Raw genomic sequence first — 15,398 nt, 5'->3', positions numbered from 1 at the left:
AAGGCATGGCACTGAACCCGCAGACTTTGGCCAGCCTGATCCAGTCCAAGACGGCGCAGCACCTGTCCGGCCTGGACCCTGCCCTGCCCGGCAACGCCGGAGCCATCGATGCCGCCCAGACCCTGGCCCTGGCAGAGGCCATCGTCGAGCATTTCCAGGCGGCTGCCCAGGTACTGCCCGGCATCCCGGTGGCCACGAGCGGCAGCCCGGGCTCCCACACGGGAGCCACCACTGCGCCGGGGGTGATTGAGTGAGCCGCTTCCAGGCATTCGACCTCGCGTTCGACGTGGACGGCGACGTGGTGGTGGCGCCGAATGGCGACGTGGCGGCCGCCCGGGACGGCGACGTGCTGGCGCGCGACATCCTGGACCGCTTGGCTTGCCTGCCTGGAGAGCTGCCGGCCCATCCCACCTGGGGCTGCCGGATCAAGAGCCTGCTGGGCGCGCCGGACTCCCCGCGCACGCGCATGCTGGCCCAGCGCTACCTGCGCGAGGCCCTGGAGGACGAGCCGCGAGTGGAGGACGCCTCCATCAGCATCCAGCCCTTGGCCGCGGCGCCGGAAGAAAAGGTCTACCGGATCCGCTTCGCCGAGGTGGGGGATGGCCGGCTGCAGGAGTGGGTTTGGGGATTCGGCTTGTCCGGGAGATTCACGGTCAGCCAGGGGGAGATCCAGGCATGAAGACCTTCGATGAGATCCTGGCCGACCTGCTTTCCGCTGTCGTGGCCAAGACTCCCTTCACGAACCTCAACGTGGGCGCCGGCCTGCGAGGCATTCTGGAGGCGGTCGCGTCGGGCATCGCGGGCCTCTACCAGCTCATCCGGACGGTTTCTGGCGCGCTCTTCGTGCAGACGGCCGAGGGCACGTGGCTGGACCTGAAGGCCCGCGAGGTGGGCGTCCGGCGCCTGTCCGCCAAGAAGGCCCGCGTGCGCCTGACCTTCGGTCGCGGCACGCCGGCCACCCAGGACACGCTCATCCCCGCCGGCACCATCGTGCGCAGCCGCAAGGACGCCAGCGGGCGCAGCCTGCGCTTCGTGACGGACGAGAACGTCACCCTGGCCAATGGCCAGACGAGCGTGGTGGGACTGGCCACGGCCGAGGAGGCGGGCTCCATCGGCAACGTGGGCCCGGGCACCATCGCGCTCATCGTGACGACGGTCTCCGGCATCGAGACGGTGATCAACCAGGATGTGGGCGAGCTCTCCTACCTGGTGGAGGAGGGAGCGGACCCCGAGTCCGACCGGGCCCTGCGCGAGCGCGCCATCCTCAAGTGGGACACGCTGGGCGTTGGGGGCACACGGGGCGCCTATCAGGCCTGGGCCCTCGCCGTGCCCGGCGTCAAGGCGGCCATGGTTCTGGACGACGCGCCCTACGGGCCGGGCACGGTGGGGCTGGTCATCCTGGGCACCGACGGCGTGCCCACGCCCCAGCTGCTCGCCGACGTGGCGGCCTACGTGCGACCCCGGCAGCCGCTCACGGCCCAGCTCACCGTGACGGGAGCCGTGGTGGCCCAGATCCCCCTCTCCCTCACCATCTGGCGTTTCGCCACGGCGGACGAGACTGCGGTGGATGCGGCCGTGCGGATCGCCCTGCAGGCCTACTCCGACGGTCTGCAGCTGGGCGAGGGCCTCGTCCGGGCGCGCCTGGTGGCGGCCGTCATGGCCGTGGACGGCGTCTACAACGTGACCGTGGACGCGCCCACCGCCGACCTGCCCGCCACGCCCATCGAGTACCTGGACATCGATGCCACGGTGGCCACGCTGATCCACCGGGTGAAGGGACGCAGCTACCAGGAGCACGCCCAGGAGGGCGGCGGCGCGATACCGGTGATTGACCCCATTGACAAGACCGAGTGGAGCTTCTGATGGAGAGCCGCCTGGGACCCTGGCTGCAGAGCATGCTGCCCAGCGTGCGCCGGAAGAAGGATGACAGCATCCTTTCCGGCCTGCTGGACGCCTGGGGCTTGTCCCTCGACGCGGCCAAGGACGCCATCTACCGCCTGCGCCGGCGGGGCTACGTGTGGCAGCTGGGGGACGGCGCGGATCCCTACTACGCGGACGCCCAGCGCGGCCAGGACCTGAACCTGCACGCCCTGGACAGGGGCACGCGGAGGCTTTCGGGCGAGACGGACGGCCACTTGTGGCAGCGCCTGTCCATCCTGCCGGCGACGCGCACCTACGCGGGCAGCGCCATGGGGATGAAGTACCTGGTGGAGGATGTGCTGGGCCACACGCTCGCGGCCCTGACGGTCTACGCGGATGACCCGCAGAGCTGGCTGTGGCTGGAGGACGTGGACCTGGCCGCCCGCGTGGAGGACGACCGCCCCCACGTCTTCAGCGCGGCGGACCAGGCGGACCCGGAGATGGAAGATCAGCGCCAGACGCGGGTCTTCAGCCAGGCGGATCTGGACATCCGCTTCACGTTTTGGCTGACGGTAGAGACGGCCACAGCCCTTGCCGCCGAGGAGAAGGCGCGCATCACCGAACTCATCTGCGCCGAGAAGCCCGCCCACGCGGCGGCCGTGGTGCACTTCGTGGAGGCTTGAAGCCATGGACCGCTACCTGTTCTTTTCGGGCGACAAGCCCACCATCGAGGACCTGGACTTCCAGTTCGGCAGCCTGTTCCAGGGCATTCTGGATCGGGCGGGCGACCTTTTCTCGGATGGTGTGATCACGGGCTTTGGTCTCAGCAAGGTGGGTAGCGACCTGGTGGTGGCGCCGGGCGTGGCCTACCGGGATGGCGAGCGCATTGCCGGCGCGACAGCCTTCACCCAGGGTTGGCCGGCCCTCACCTGCTACGTATTCGTCGGCTACACGCTGACGGACGGCGCCTCGAAGACCCACTACGTGACCGGGGCCCCCCACCTGACCAGGCGAGTGCATGGTTTCTCCGTGCGGCTGAATGTTTCGCCCACCCCTGGAGCCAATGAAATCTGCGTTGGCCGGGCCCTGGAAGGCGGGACGGTGGAGGACCTGCGGGTGTACGCCCAGGTGGTCAGCGACAAACGCATCCATCCGCCGAACGCCGACACGCACACCGAGGCCGACACATTCATCGTGGGCAAGAAGGAAGGGGTCACCGAAGGAAGCCTGGCGCTGACGGTGGCGAATGCCGTCGCGGAGCACCCGGAGCTGCTCCTCCTCTTTCGGCATGGGGTGATCAACCTCCAGGACGGTCACGGGGACCGCGTCATCGAGACGCGAAAGATCCCGTCCAAGCCGAACACGCCTGCCCTGTCGGCAGACGACCTCACCCTGAAGATCCACGGCCTGGCGCCCGAGCGGGACGCCGAGCTGCGCATGGCCATGGACGCCCACGCTGCGGCGGCGGTCAGCGCGAACACCATTTCCTCGCATCTGGTGGAGATCGACGCCTACCGGAACCTCGTGAACGCCAAGCGCCTGCTGGGCTATACGCTGGGCCAGATCCGGGGGACGGAAAACGTCAGCGGGGCCCCGGACCTGGACGTGGTGCAGGCCAAGCAGGCGGCCATCGTCTCCGGCGCCGCGGGAATCGTGCGCGAGCCGGGCGCCCTGGCGCTGCTGACGGGATTCACGCACCTGGTGGGATCGGGGACCGGACTGAGCACGGACCTTGTGGGAAAGAAGCTCCTCTTCCACGCGGACGGCTTCCTGAAGGAGTACACGGTCGCCAGCGTGAACACGGGCAACCAGACCCTGGAGCTCACGGTCCCGGCCGAGGAGACGGTGGACGCGGCCTGGTTCTACCTGGCGGATGCGGACTCCCTGGGCTACTCCTCCAGCGTGACCACGGCCACGCAGATGCTGGCTGCGATTGAAGCCCACAAAGCGGACCAGTCCGTGGTCCGGGAAGAGCTTGTTGCCTCCAAGAACGCCGCCGGTGACCTGGTGCTGCAGGCCTTCACCATGCAGGAAGCGGGGGGAGCCGAATCCTACAGCCTGCAGCTGACATGGAACAAGCCCGGCCTGGTCGACCTGGAGGAGATCCGCGGATACCAAGTGCGGGTCTACGAGCTCAAGCACAACCGGACCAAGATCTCGAACGGCATCTCCAAGGGAAACCTGGAGTCCTCGCACGCGGACCTCATCCACCGCGTGGTGGACTTGGGCACCAGCCAGCGGCGCAAGATCGAGGTTACCCAGGCGAGCGACCTCACCACCACGGGATCCACGGTCAGCCTGGTGAAGGTGGCGGGACCCTCCACGTTCCAGGCCGGCACGCGTGTCGTCGTGGGCAGCGAGTCCGGAGTGGTGAAGTCCTACGATCCGGGCACGCGAACCATTGAGCTCCTGAACCCGCTCCCCGCAGCGCCGGCGTCCGGCGTGGCCGTCACCAGCTTCAGCCTTGAGTGGGATGAGGAAGTCCTGACCGAGCGCGTCGAGATGCCCATCCAGGGTGGCCAGCACCTGGTGATCTACGTCCAGGCGTTGACGGAGCACGACGTGGCCGGCGACTGGTCGACCGGCCTGGTTGTCCTGACCGACACGCTGGAAGACGCCGACGGCGTGACCCTGGCGGAGCGAATCCGCCGGCTGCGCGACATGGAGCGTGGGCGCTTCGGCGTCGAGCGCGACCGCATGGTGGCGGATGTCCAGGAGCAGCTGGTGGCCATCCAGCAGGCCCTGGCGTCGCTGCCCACCCAGGACCAGATGGATGCCGTGGTGGCGACCATCGAGACCATCCAGGCGAGCCTGTAGTGGCCACCCTGGTCCAAGCGGGGCTGCCCCCGGGGGCCAGCGTGCTGGTGCAGGACAACCTGCGCCAGCGGGCGGATGGTGGACGCATTCGCCCCTTGGTGGCCCGGGCCGCGGTGGTGCCGACCAGCGGCATCCTGGTGGTGGAGGGCCTGCCGGACTCCAACTACGGGCTCTTCTTCACGCGGCCGGAGCTGCTGCGCCATGCCATCCCCTCCATCGACGTGGGCGACCGGGCATCCTTCCGCCGTGCGGGTCGGCGCCTTGTCCCTCCACCCGTGGTGTTGGTCACCGCAGGCGTGGCCGGGCACTTGGTGGTCCTGGCGTGGCGCATCCGCGCGGGCGGCTGGAACGCCAATCGCTACGTGGTGGAAGTGTCGAACAACGGGGGATCCAGCTGGTTTTCCGTGGTGGAGGTGGCGAACCCGGACGCCCGGGACATCACGCTGGACACGCTGACCCAGGGTGCCACCTACCTCGTGCGCGTGAAGGCCTACAACGCCGATGGTCGATGCATGGGCCCTTCCAACAGCCGGTCGGTGACCGTGGGCGCCAATCCCGCCATCCCCGTCAACCTGGATGCCCTGGCCGATGGCACGACCTACGGTCGAGTGCGCAAGACAGCGCTGGACGCTGTTGGGCAAATCGACTTGAGCTCGGTTGGGATCAAGAATCGTGGTGCGCTGGCCTTGTTGGACAAGGTCACCGACAAGCAGATCGAAAAGGATGCAGTCATCAGCACGGTCATCATGGATGGGGCAGTGACCCAGACGAAGATCGCAGCCCTGGCTGTGGGGACGTCGCAGCTGGCCAACACCTGTGTCACTTCCACGAAGATCGGGTCCGGCGCCGTTGGGTCGGGCCAACTCGCCAGCACGGCCGCCAGCCTCACCAAGGTCACCGGCGGAATCCTGACGGGATCCGGAAGCGAGGCCACCCTGCCTAGCGGCAAGACCTTCAATGCCACTGCAGGGGCCACCAAGCTGAAGAGCTTCACGTCCATGCCACTGGTCAGCCAGGTCGTGGATGGGGAGTGGTTTGCCGTCACGACGGGGAGTTCGAAGGGCATCTACGTGCGTGTGGGGACGGTCGCCGTGAATGGTGCCGGCGTGGAAAGTGGTTTCAGTTCCTGACGGGAGGGGCACATGCTGGAGTCCAATGGACTGGCGACATGGGGCGGTTGGCTGTTCGGGGGCATCACCCTCCTGGTGACCATTGCATTGGCCTACATCATCAAGCCCATCAGCGACCGGGGCCTGCGCACGGAGCGCGACCTGAAGGCCATGTCGCAGGCCCACACTGACCGACTGACCGAGCTACGGCGGGAACAGGAGGGTCGCATGGAGGCGCTGCGCGATGACCAGCGACAACGGCTGGAAGTGCTTGGGAAGAAGCAGGTGGAGACCGAGACCACCTTGAAGATCTACGTGGAGACCCAGGCCAAGATCCAGCAGAGCCTGGGCCGCATTGAGGGCAGCATGTCCCAGGTGGCCGGCGCCCAGACGGCGCAGGCTGCTTCGCTGGCCAGGCTGGAAGACGAGGTGGGCGAGATCAGGCGCCTGCACATGAAGGCAAGCAGCTAAGGGAGGGTCCGCATGGCCACCATCACCATCGGCACGGGCGGGGACTTCCCGACCCTGACGGCTGCCTGGAGCGGCGGCGCCAACAACTTGAACAACGACACCCTGCTCCTTCTGGAGGACATCGTCGATCCGGCGACCGCCTTCATGGAGAACTTCAGTTGGACCGGGGTCACACTTGACCTGAACGGCCACACGCTGAGCTTTCCCAGCCTGCCGGGCAACGTCTACATCTTCAAGTTCACCGGCGCTGCCGCCTGGACCATCAAGAACGGGTGGATCATTTCATCGGGCGCCGGCTTCACCGCCCCTGGGGCCATGGCGCTGACGCTTGAGAACCTGACCGTCAGGCTGAACACGGCCTCGTCGGGCATGTGGGCAGTCATCCTGTCGAACAACGGGGCATCCCTGACGGCAACGAACTGCTGTTTCGAGTATGCGTCCGAGGCTATCGTTGGGATCAACCACGGGCTGATCAGTCGCTCCACGGGTACGGCGGCTGTCAGTCTGACTCGCTGCCGGCTGGCCACCACCTACAACGGGATCCACGGTGACGGCCTGGCCAACAATGTGCAGATCATCGACACGGACTTCGTCAACTGCGCGGGCAACGGGATCCGGCTGAAGGGCGGGGGCACCCCGGTCATCCGCGGGGGCGTTATGCACTGTCGCCGCGGCTTCGCCGGTCAGCCGGACAACAGCCGGATTGGGATCGCCTTCTCGACCCCGTTCGGCGTGTCCGCCGGCGCCCTGATTGAGAACATGGGCTTTGCCGTGAACGGCGCCCACCAGATCTACTTCGGGCTCTCCGGCGAGTACGACCAGGGCACGGGCGGGACCATCCGGGGCTGCTCGTTTGGTTCGGACGAGTGCACTTACGGCGTGACGATCCAGGCCAATGGCGTGGTCGTGGAGGACAACGTCTGGCACGGGTCTCGCAGCCTGATCCACCACGCGTTGATGGTGGGCAACGACAGCGGCACGGACTTGGGCCAGGCCAACCGGGCCCGCGGCATCATCGTGCGGCGGAATCTATTCCGCAACGACGACCTGCCGGAAGTGGACGGGACCTACAACCACCACGACATCGTGGTGAAGGCCGACGCGGCCCTGATCCACGACAACACGTTCCTCTGGGCCAAGGCCCTGGACTTCGTCACCATCGTCAACTTCACCTTCGTGTACGTGAAGGGCGGCGCGGACTGCCGAGTCTACAACAACGACTTCCACTCCACCTGGGACGGTCTGCGTCTTTTTAGGCTTGGCCCCACAACCGGAGTCAACACAACGAACCTGACCATCGCCAACAACAAAGCGACGGGTACCTACGAGGTCCATTTCTACCTCAACGACGCCAATCAGACGACGGGGCTGTCCGTCCACCAGAACCTCGTCGGACTGTCCGCCTACGAGTACGGCATCGGCGACTTCGACATCACTCAGCGGGCGTGGTTCACGGGCAACTTCACCGATCCGAACTGCTGGCAGATGAGCTGGGGCGGCGATCCGTCCCTGGCCGGCATCGCGCTGAGCGCCCAGGGCCTGGCCCCCATCGGGCGGCATGACACCCCCCTGCCGGATCCGGTGATCAGCAGTGCGACCCCTGGCTGGGAAACACCTGCAGCGGCCCTGACCAACTTGACGGCCTTGAGCATGACGGGCATGACGCTGGTGATGGCGCGCCAGACGGCGGCGGACGAAGCCGCCCTGGACGACTGGATGCTGGCGGCCATCGCCGCCGGCCAGACCTGGGCCGCGGGCGCGGGCGCCATCCTGCAGGTCGACGTGGTGGCGGCGTGACTTCGCCCCGCATCTGGGCCCTGGTGCTGGGGGTCGGCAGCCTGCTGGCCTGGCAGGAGTGGCGCGTGCGCCAGGCGGAGGCCGTCGCCGTCGCCGCACGGCGCGCGGCCGCCCAGGGGCAGCCCGTGGTCCAGGTGGACGACTCCACGACGGTCACGCGCGGGCTGGAGGGCGTGGAGCTGCAGCGCGACGCCAGCATCCAGCGGCTGACGCGCGAGCTGCACGCGGCCACGCGCGCCCAGGTGAACCTGGCCCTGCAGCTGGACCTGGCCGGCAAGGACATGGTGGCCACCCGGCTGCTGCTGAACCAGGTGCGGAGCGCGCCGGCTGACTCAGGACTGACGCACTACGAGGTGCCGTTCGTCTTGGACCAGGGCGACAGCCTGGACGGCCTGCAGGTGGCTGGAACCGTGGGTCTGGACCAACCGGGCCCGGACTGGCTGCCCAGCCTGGCCGTCCGTCTGGAGGCGCTGCAGGCCCGGGTGCACGTGGCCATCGATCTGGTGGAGGGTGCGGACGGCTGGCGGGCCATCACGCGCACGGGCAGCCCGGCGCTGACCGCTGGCGTGACCCTTGCCGTCCAGCCGCGCCAGCCAACATGGCGGGATCGCTTCCACCCGCTGGCTGGCCTGGGCGTGCGGGATGGGCATCCCGAGGTGCTGGCGGGCGTGCGACTGGATCCCTGGGGCGCGGCCGTGTCTGCCGGAGCCGGGGCAGTGGGCGTGTACGTGTTCAAGGCGTTATGAAGGAGGGACCCATGTTCGAGCAATTGGTGCGTGCAGCGGTGGTGAATCTGGGCTACACGACCCTGATGATCTTCCTGGCCGTGGGCCTGTGGAAGGCCGCCGACCGCTGGCTTTTCCCCGGCATCGAGTTCATCCCGGAGATCCGACGCGGCAACGTGGCCGCGGCCATCCTGGCGGGCGTGCTGCTGCTCTTCTGTGCCCAGCTCGTGTCATCGGGCCTGAACTGATGGGTGCGCCACGCACGCCCCGTCTGCAGGCGGGCGGCTGGCTTCTGCTGGCCATGGCGATTCTGCTATTCCTGGCCAGCACCTGCCTGGCTGGCTGGACCACGCGGTTCGACCCCCACTTCCAGAAGTATTCGAAACGCTACTTCGGGGTGGACTTCGATTGGCGCTGGTGGAAGGCACAAGCCATCGCCGAGAGCGGCTTGGACTCAACGGCGCGTAGCTGGTGCGGCGCCCAGGGTCTGATGCAGATCATGCCCGGCACCTGGGAGGGCATTGCGCCCAAACTGGGCATCACCTCGCCCTGGCTGGTGAAGGACAACATCCAGGCCGGGATCTACTACGACGCCCGCATGTGGGCCATCTGGAAGGCCCCCAGGCCGCTGGAGGAGAGGCTGTCCTTCACCCTGGCCAGCTACAACGCCGGCGCTGGGCACATCCTGAAAGCCCAGCGATTGGTGCCGGCCGGCGTGATCAACAATGAATGGACCCCGGTGGCAGCGAGGCTGCACCTCGTGACCGGCAAGCATGCCGACGAGACCCGCGACTACGTAACGCGCATCCGGCGGCTGTTCCAAACCCTCTCCAGGCACCCACCGTAAAGGACGCCTGCCCGCTGCGGTCTCGGTCGTGTCCCACCGCCCCGTTATCCTGTGGTCACGTGGGAGGGAAGCAGTGCGACAGGTGACAACCCACGAGATCAGGCTTCCTGGTCGCTGGCCCCCGAAAGGGGGCCTTTTTGTACCCGGCAATCAAGCCTCTGGGCCGCTGTCCTTTTTGCGCGAGCGCAGCATCTCTTCAGTCGCCCGCTCCACGCTTGCCCGCACCGGCTCCATTGCCAGCCGGGCGTAGATCTCCGTCGTCATCTTGGACTCATGCCCGAGGGTCTTCTGGATCACTTCCAGCGGGGTCCCCGTGTCGATTTGGAAGGACGCTAGGCTGCGACGCAGATCGTGCATGCGTAGGCCGACAAGACCGGCCCTCTCAAGGATGCGCTCCCAGCCGACGCTTGGATTGGACAAGTGTCCGCTGCGCGGCATGTCCGGGTTGTCTGATACCTGTCCTCCTTCACGCCCGGGGAAGACGAAGTCGCCGCGCCGGGTCGCCAAGCGGTCCTGCAGGATCTGCAAAGCGGCCGTGGGAAGGACCACGTCGAGCTGCTTGCTGGTCTTGGACTCGGCGGCTGGGATCACCCAGAGACCCTGGTCCATGGAGACGTCGGTCCAGCGCATGGCCAACAGGTTGCTCTTGCGCGCCCCTGTGAAGAGGGCCAGGAGCACGAAGTCCCGGATGTCCTTGTTGGGCTCCTCGTCCACGGCCTGGAAAAAGGCAGGCAGCTCCTCTACTGACAGGCGACGCGTGCGCCCCTCTTCCCGGTAGAAGGTGATGGCGTGTGCCGGGTTGTGGATCTCCAGCTCGTGCTCTCGGATGGCGCGATTGATGACCGCCCGCAAGAGGGCCACCACCCGGTTGGCCTGGTGCTTTCCGTGGTTGTCGCCGATGGCCTGGTGCAGGGCCACCACTTCCTTCCGGCGAAGAGACCGCAGTGGTCGCATGGCCCAGGGGACCAGGAACCGGTTCCACTGGTTCTGGTACTCGCGGATGGTCCTGGGCTTCCTGTGGCGCTCCAGGTACTGGCAGTACTCATCATAGGCCACCTGCAAGGTGACCTGCGCCGTGCGCTCTTGGAGCCTGCGCTCAGACCCGATGGATTCACCCTTGACCACCTGGAGCAGGATCTCGGCAGCAAGGCGCCTGGCCACGGGGATGGAGACCAGGGGATAGCTCCCAATCCTCACTTCTTCCTTTCGCCCATCTACGAACTTGACGACGTAAAAGGACTTCGCCCCTTTGGCCGTCACCATAACTGCCAAGTGCTGAACCTGCTCGTCGTACACCCACTCCCGGCTACGGGTCGTAGAAAGCTCGTCTAGGGCCTTCTGAGTGAATCGGAATCGCTGCGCCATGGTGCTTCCCTATCGTGTCTCGTCGGCCATTTCGGTCCCATGCCGGTCCCATGCAATCCGTCTGGAAGTTGGCGAATCCATCCGAAAAGTGGCAGAGAATTTGTGACCCATTTTCAGCGAAAGGCTTTGATAGTTGGCAATTTCCAGCCAACCGCAAACGAGAGTTACCGTTTTGCCGCGATGGCCGGACAAACTCTTAATCAGTTGGTTCGGGGTTCAAGTCCCTGTTGGAGCATTTGAGCATCAAAGGGTTCCGCCACAAACGGAGCCCTTTCTTTTTGGCCGGTCCCACCTCAGTCCCACCTGCCCGGTCCCACCACCGCCGTCCCACCGCGTGAAGATCTGGGCGGATGCCCTGGCACGAAATCGTTGTGTATTGGCCGGTTGCCGCAAGCGAAGGCGGCTTGCCAAACCAGCAATCCTACTTCGTACTGATTGCCTCGTCCGCAACAGCCGCTGTCCCTCCGTGAAGCGAATTGGGCAAACTCCCGGCGCAAAATCGCGGCGTTCCGGTCAGTCGCAGTCTGCGAAGGAGGTGCGCCAAAGCAGCGGTCCCACCTGGTCCCACCTGCCTAGTCCCACCGCTGCCGTCCCACCATGCAGGGAGTTGGGTCAGCACCTAGCGCGAGATTGCGGTATTCTGGCCAGTCGCGGCCAGCGCGGCTGGTTTTCCAAATCGGCGAGTACCCCCAGCACTTCTCTCAAATCACTCTTCCCACATGAATTGGATGGTGCGGCGGAATTCAGTCAAATCACCAACAGCATTCCATTGCTGTTACTGATTTGACTTGGGGATGCAAAGCTGAAGAGATATGCTCCGGACGCTTGTTGCAGCATCCCTTTCAACACCGGTTTTCTATCCAATGGGCCGGTTTGTGCCATTCTTCATGGAGGAGAAATGAGTCCTCGATGGTCCACTGCCACCCTAGCCTTGGCGGCCCTGCTCACGCTGTCCGCCCGCGCCGACATTCCCTATCCCATCATCTTCGTGCATGGTATTGCTGCTGGCAATTTGCACACCTTCGAGCACAGCATCCTGGGGCTGCGATCTGTCTACAACCTGCCTGCCCCTCTCGTGTTTCACGTCTGTCTGAATCATGACGAGCACGATGACACGGCTCTGCTTACAGGTGATGTGCAGGCGATCGGCTTCACGGGCTTCAACGAAACGGGCTTGATGACGCCAGCCAGTTCCAACCGGCTCTTCGCCATCAACTTCGACGACGACGAGTTTCAGAATGTGGGCGGCCACGGCGACCACAACGGTTCCAACCAAGCGGCCATCTTCAAGCAAGGATACGCGCTTTCCCTGGCCATCACGCAGGTCCGCGCTGTGACGGGTCTCGACAAGGTGATCTTGGTCGGCCATTCGATGGGCGGCCTGGCCATTCGCGAGTATCTGCAGCGCACGAACGGCGCCGGTGGTACGCATCGATGGTGGAATGAGGCAGACGGGCACCATGTGGCGCAAGTGGTTACGACCGGGACCCCGCACATGGGCAGCAATGCGGGTACAGATGATCCTACTTTTGTTGCCGCAGGAGGCGAGCGCGATGATTCGTACGATAACGAGACGGAGGCAGCCCGTGACTTGCGCTACAGCTACGATGATTATCCTGGTTGCCCGGACAATACGAACCACATTGGCATCTACCTCTTTGGCGGCTATGAACAGTGCCTTTGGGAAGATCCCTGGCTAAATCCTTGGCGCTATCGCAACGTGGATATTGATTGCGACGGTAGTGAAGAAGACTTGATTGTCGGGCTTAACGAGTGGTCAGGTGACAACTTCGTAATGCCACTGCCAACTGACATTCACTATACGTGGATCACCAATGACAGCGGCATGGGTGAGGAGTTCCCAGCGCTGGCCGAGTGCATTCCCTGGTTCATCCTGGGCGATGGTGCCGTGCTTCTTGAGCGGCAATGGCCCCACAGCAACAGGAACGAAGCACTGCCGCTGGGAATTGCTGATTCGCTCTTTGCCGCAGCTACGCATTCGCGCTTTTTATCTGAGGAATGGTGTCCATGGGTCAGTGAAGGCGAGGACACACTGACCATTGCCCGCGGCCTTGATGAGCCGGACGAGGCAGACCCGAACTTCGGCATCGCCTTGGGGCGCACCGTCCAAGGGCTTGCTACTCGTCAATCTGGTGGCGGCTGGTTGGACAACGACTGTTTCCGCATCACAGCGCCCACTTATGGTGCATTGGCATACAGCTTGACCGGAGGCGACGGTGTGGTGGGCATTTCGATCATGGACAGCACCGGCCAGGTCGTGCAAGGCGAGTTGGACGAACCGCACACTTTGGAGCGCAATCTTCCCCCGGGGACCTGGTACTTGCGTGTGGTGAGTCAGGCCGACGCGGACAGTTGGCAGCATCCCTACACCATCAGCACAACATGGACGCCCATCGAGATGACGGCGGACTTCAGCGCCTCGCCCCTGAGTGGCCAGGTGCCGCTGACGGTGCAGTTCACGGACGCCAGCACCGGACCTTTCATCCAGCACGAGTGGGATTTCGACAACAACGGCACCGTTGACAGTTACGCTGCCAACCCCACCTGGATCTACACGACGCCGGGCGACTACAGCGTGAAGCTGACGGTGACAGACGCCATCTACTCAGCTTCCCGGTTGCGCGCAGCCTACATCCACGTGGGTGGCAATCCCGGCCCCACTGAGCAGCCGCAGCCCGTGGGCGACCTGGCCATCCAACTGCTGGACCCGGACACAGCGATGCTGTCCTGGTCGCCCGTCACCCAGGATGTGGGCGGTAACGCCATCACATGCGTCTATTACGACGTGTACCATGGTCCCACGCCGCATTTTATTCTCTCCGCGGCCAGCAAGATCGGCACGACTTCAGCCACGAATTTCAATCACGACTTCTCGGGTGATCTGGGATTCTACCGTGTCAAGGCCCTTTCTTGCCAGAGCTGGCAAGGGCTGGACATGGTGACTATCCCCGCCGGCCAGTTCATGATGGGCCAACAAGGCGTAACATTTTCTACGCCAGAACATGTGGTAAACCTAACAAACGACTTCCTTATTGGAAGAACGGAAGTTACAAATATGCAATTCTTAGTCGCCCTGAACTGGGCAAATGATCAGGGTTTTGTCACTGTAGTTGGAGACTATATTCAGCAATATAATGTAGACCTTATGCGGATCAATCAGAGCGGCCAGGACAGTTACGAGATCCGTTATAGTGTTGACGAGCAACAATTCTATTTACACGCTGGGACCTACAGTGGCGGAGGCGGAGGTCCTGGCTATGCTTACCCCGGTGGCATCTATGACCCCGCGAACCACCCAGTAAAGTTTCTTTCTTGGTACGGCGCGGCAAGTTACTGTGACTGGCTGAGCCAGATGAATGGCCTACCAGCATACTACAACGGCAATTGGGATCAAGTCCCAAGTCTCAACAACCCTTATTCGGCGATAGGCTACCGTCTACCAACAGAAGCGGAATGGGAGTATGCAGCACAATACAATGACGAGCGCACCTACCCTTGGGGACAGGCTGCGTTGGATTGCGAGCGGGCCAACTTCATGCTAGGAGTGTTTTGCAAGGGCTGGACAACACAGGTTGGCTTCTACCCGAATGGGGCCAGCGCCCTTGGTTTGCTGGATATGTCCGGTAATCTCTCGGAGTGGTGCAACGACTGGATGAGTGACTACAGCGCAAGTGCGTTGACCAATCCAGTAGGCCCAGAAAGTGGTTCCTACCGCAGTTTTCGGGGCGGCAGCTGGAGTTTTTCCGCCCCCAGCTTGCGTTGTGCAAGCCGCGGGATTTTTGGCGCACCATCAGGTATGATCAACCATCGAGGTTTCCGTCTCTGTAGGACACTTCCTTGATCCAATCGCCTGCGCCCCTTGATCTTTATGTGAACGACCCTCCTGAACGCCGAACCAAGCGCAACGTGGAGAAGTGTCATGGCATGCGCCGGGCGCCACCGAAGGCCGTGGCGGACATAAGCCCAATGGTCGCGCTCATGGCGGCTTGCGCTACGCACTCGGGGTGATTAGCGTCATGCTGGTTCGGATCTTCACAATCCCCTTCGATGCCCAGCGCGTACTCTTTCAGGACGAGGACCTCAACATGTTTTACAGCATGATTTTACGGCAAAAGACGTGTGATACAACGATGCGCGGCGTTCTTCGTCTGACAAGGCGCGCTGCTCAACGAGATAATCGTTACACGGGAGACGAAACTGAAGCCTCAGTTGGAACCTAACAGCAGAAGTCTGGGGCTGCAATGCAACGGAATGATATGTGACCACTGCTGTCCGGTTGAGCCGCCCGGAGTTTATCGTAGCGCCAGTGCTGGAGCGGGCTGCGGGCGAGTTTTACTTGGTGTCGATTTGAACTGAGGTGGCCAGTTCGTGTGTAGCTTCCCGGGA

13 protein-coding genes are annotated in these 15,398 nt (G+C 64.2%); 12 read left to right on the top strand and 1 reads right to left on the bottom strand.

The genetic code is table 11. The features are described from left to right. Nucleotides 1-5 precede the first annotated feature (5 nt). The 11 genes from WC326_01745 to WC326_01695 are packed head-to-tail and all read left to right on the top strand — an operon-like array spanning nt 6 to nt 9,626. Nucleotides 6-254, top strand: a complete 249-nt coding sequence (locus WC326_01745) for a hypothetical protein (GenBank protein ID MFA7329772.1) — start codon at nt 6-8, stop codon at nt 252-254. Then, entirely contained in the window at nt 251-679 is a 429-nt protein-coding gene (locus WC326_01740; GenBank protein ID MFA7329771.1) for a GPW/gp25 family protein, read from the top strand. The genes WC326_01745 and WC326_01740 overlap by 4 nt, the downstream gene beginning before the upstream one ends. After that, nucleotides 676-1,863 (top strand): baseplate J/gp47 family protein, encoded by a 1,188-nt coding sequence (locus WC326_01735; protein MFA7329770.1) that lies wholly within the window; start codon nt 676-678, stop codon nt 1,861-1,863. Before WC326_01740 ends, WC326_01735 begins: the two co-directional genes overlap by 4 nt. Then, nucleotides 1,863-2,543, top strand: coding sequence for a hypothetical protein (locus WC326_01730; GenBank protein ID MFA7329769.1), 681 nt, complete (start codon nt 1,863-1,865; stop codon nt 2,541-2,543). The genes WC326_01735 and WC326_01730 overlap by 1 nt, the downstream gene beginning before the upstream one ends. A gap of 4 nt (nt 2,544-2,547) precedes the next feature. After that, entirely contained in the window at nt 2,548-4,677 is a 2,130-nt protein-coding gene (locus tag WC326_01725; protein MFA7329768.1) for a hypothetical protein, read from the top strand. Then, entirely contained in the window at nt 4,677-5,807 is a 1,131-nt protein-coding gene (locus WC326_01720; GenBank protein MFA7329767.1) for a fibronectin type III domain-containing protein, read from the top strand. The genes WC326_01725 and WC326_01720 overlap by 1 nt, the downstream gene beginning before the upstream one ends. A gap of 12 nt (nt 5,808-5,819) precedes the next feature. Continuing rightward, the gene (locus WC326_01715) at nt 5,820-6,257 is read left to right on the top strand and encodes a hypothetical protein (GenBank protein MFA7329766.1); all 438 of its coding nucleotides are present in this window, start codon (nt 5,820-5,822) and stop codon (nt 6,255-6,257) included. A 12-nt stretch (nt 6,258-6,269) separates the two neighbouring features. Further along, nucleotides 6,270-8,054 (top strand): hypothetical protein, encoded by a 1,785-nt coding sequence (locus tag WC326_01710; protein MFA7329765.1) that lies wholly within the window; start codon nt 6,270-6,272, stop codon nt 8,052-8,054. Then, nucleotides 8,051-8,800: a hypothetical protein gene (locus WC326_01705; GenBank protein ID MFA7329764.1), complete on the top strand. Its 750-nt coding sequence runs from the start codon at nt 8,051-8,053 to the stop codon at nt 8,798-8,800. Before WC326_01710 ends, WC326_01705 begins: the two co-directional genes overlap by 4 nt. Nucleotides 8,801-8,811: 11 nt before the next feature. Continuing rightward, the gene (locus WC326_01700) at nt 8,812-9,027 is read left to right on the top strand and encodes a DUF350 domain-containing protein (GenBank protein MFA7329763.1); all 216 of its coding nucleotides are present in this window, start codon (nt 8,812-8,814) and stop codon (nt 9,025-9,027) included. Next, entirely contained in the window at nt 9,027-9,626 is a 600-nt protein-coding gene (locus WC326_01695; protein MFA7329762.1) for a transglycosylase SLT domain-containing protein, read from the top strand. The genes WC326_01700 and WC326_01695 overlap by 1 nt, the downstream gene beginning before the upstream one ends. Nucleotides 9,627-9,776: 150 nt before the next feature. Here WC326_01695 and WC326_01690 read toward each other — a convergent pair whose 3' ends face one another. Next, complete coding sequence (locus WC326_01690; protein ID MFA7329761.1) at nt 9,777-10,991, bottom strand: site-specific integrase; 1,215 nt, start codon at nt 10,989-10,991, stop codon at nt 9,777-9,779. Nucleotides 10,992-11,889: 898 nt separating this feature from the next. Here WC326_01690 and WC326_01685 point away from each other — a divergent pair. Next, on the top strand, nt 11,890-14,853 hold the full coding sequence (locus tag WC326_01685) for an SUMF1/EgtB/PvdO family nonheme iron enzyme (GenBank protein MFA7329760.1): 2,964 nt from the start codon (nt 11,890-11,892) through the stop codon (nt 14,851-14,853). Nucleotides 14,854-15,398: the final 545 nt, after the last annotated feature.

This window comes from Candidatus Delongbacteria bacterium (assembly GCA_041675285.1).
Classification (GTDB): Bacteria; CAIWAD01; CAIWAD01; order CAIWAD01; family CAIWAD01; genus CAIWAD01.
The sequence above is the reverse complement of the archived record's forward strand: the minus strand, read 5'-3'. Positions and strand labels throughout refer to the sequence as shown.

Excerpts from the sequence above, each read along its gene's own strand:
- WC326_01685 (MFA7329760.1), top strand. The coding sequence starts at position 11,890 with ATGAGTCCTCGATGGTCCACTGCCACCCTAGCCTTGGCGGCCCTGCTC.
- WC326_01690 (MFA7329761.1), bottom strand. The coding sequence starts at position 10,991 with ATGGCGCAGCGATTCCGATTCACTCAGAAGGCCCTAGACGAGCTTTCT.
- WC326_01715 (MFA7329766.1), top strand. The coding sequence starts at position 5,820 with ATGCTGGAGTCCAATGGACTGGCGACATGGGGCGGTTGGCTGTTCGGG.
- WC326_01695 (MFA7329762.1), top strand. The coding sequence starts at position 9,027 with ATGGGTGCGCCACGCACGCCCCGTCTGCAGGCGGGCGGCTGGCTTCTG.
- WC326_01725 (MFA7329768.1), top strand. The coding sequence starts at position 2,548 with ATGGACCGCTACCTGTTCTTTTCGGGCGACAAGCCCACCATCGAGGAC.
- WC326_01710 (MFA7329765.1), top strand. The coding sequence starts at position 6,270 with ATGGCCACCATCACCATCGGCACGGGCGGGGACTTCCCGACCCTGACG.
- WC326_01745 (MFA7329772.1), top strand. The coding sequence starts at position 6 with ATGGCACTGAACCCGCAGACTTTGGCCAGCCTGATCCAGTCCAAGACG.
- WC326_01735 (MFA7329770.1), top strand. The coding sequence starts at position 676 with ATGAAGACCTTCGATGAGATCCTGGCCGACCTGCTTTCCGCTGTCGTG.
- WC326_01730 (MFA7329769.1), top strand. The coding sequence starts at position 1,863 with ATGGAGAGCCGCCTGGGACCCTGGCTGCAGAGCATGCTGCCCAGCGTG.
- WC326_01700 (MFA7329763.1), top strand. The coding sequence starts at position 8,812 with ATGTTCGAGCAATTGGTGCGTGCAGCGGTGGTGAATCTGGGCTACACG.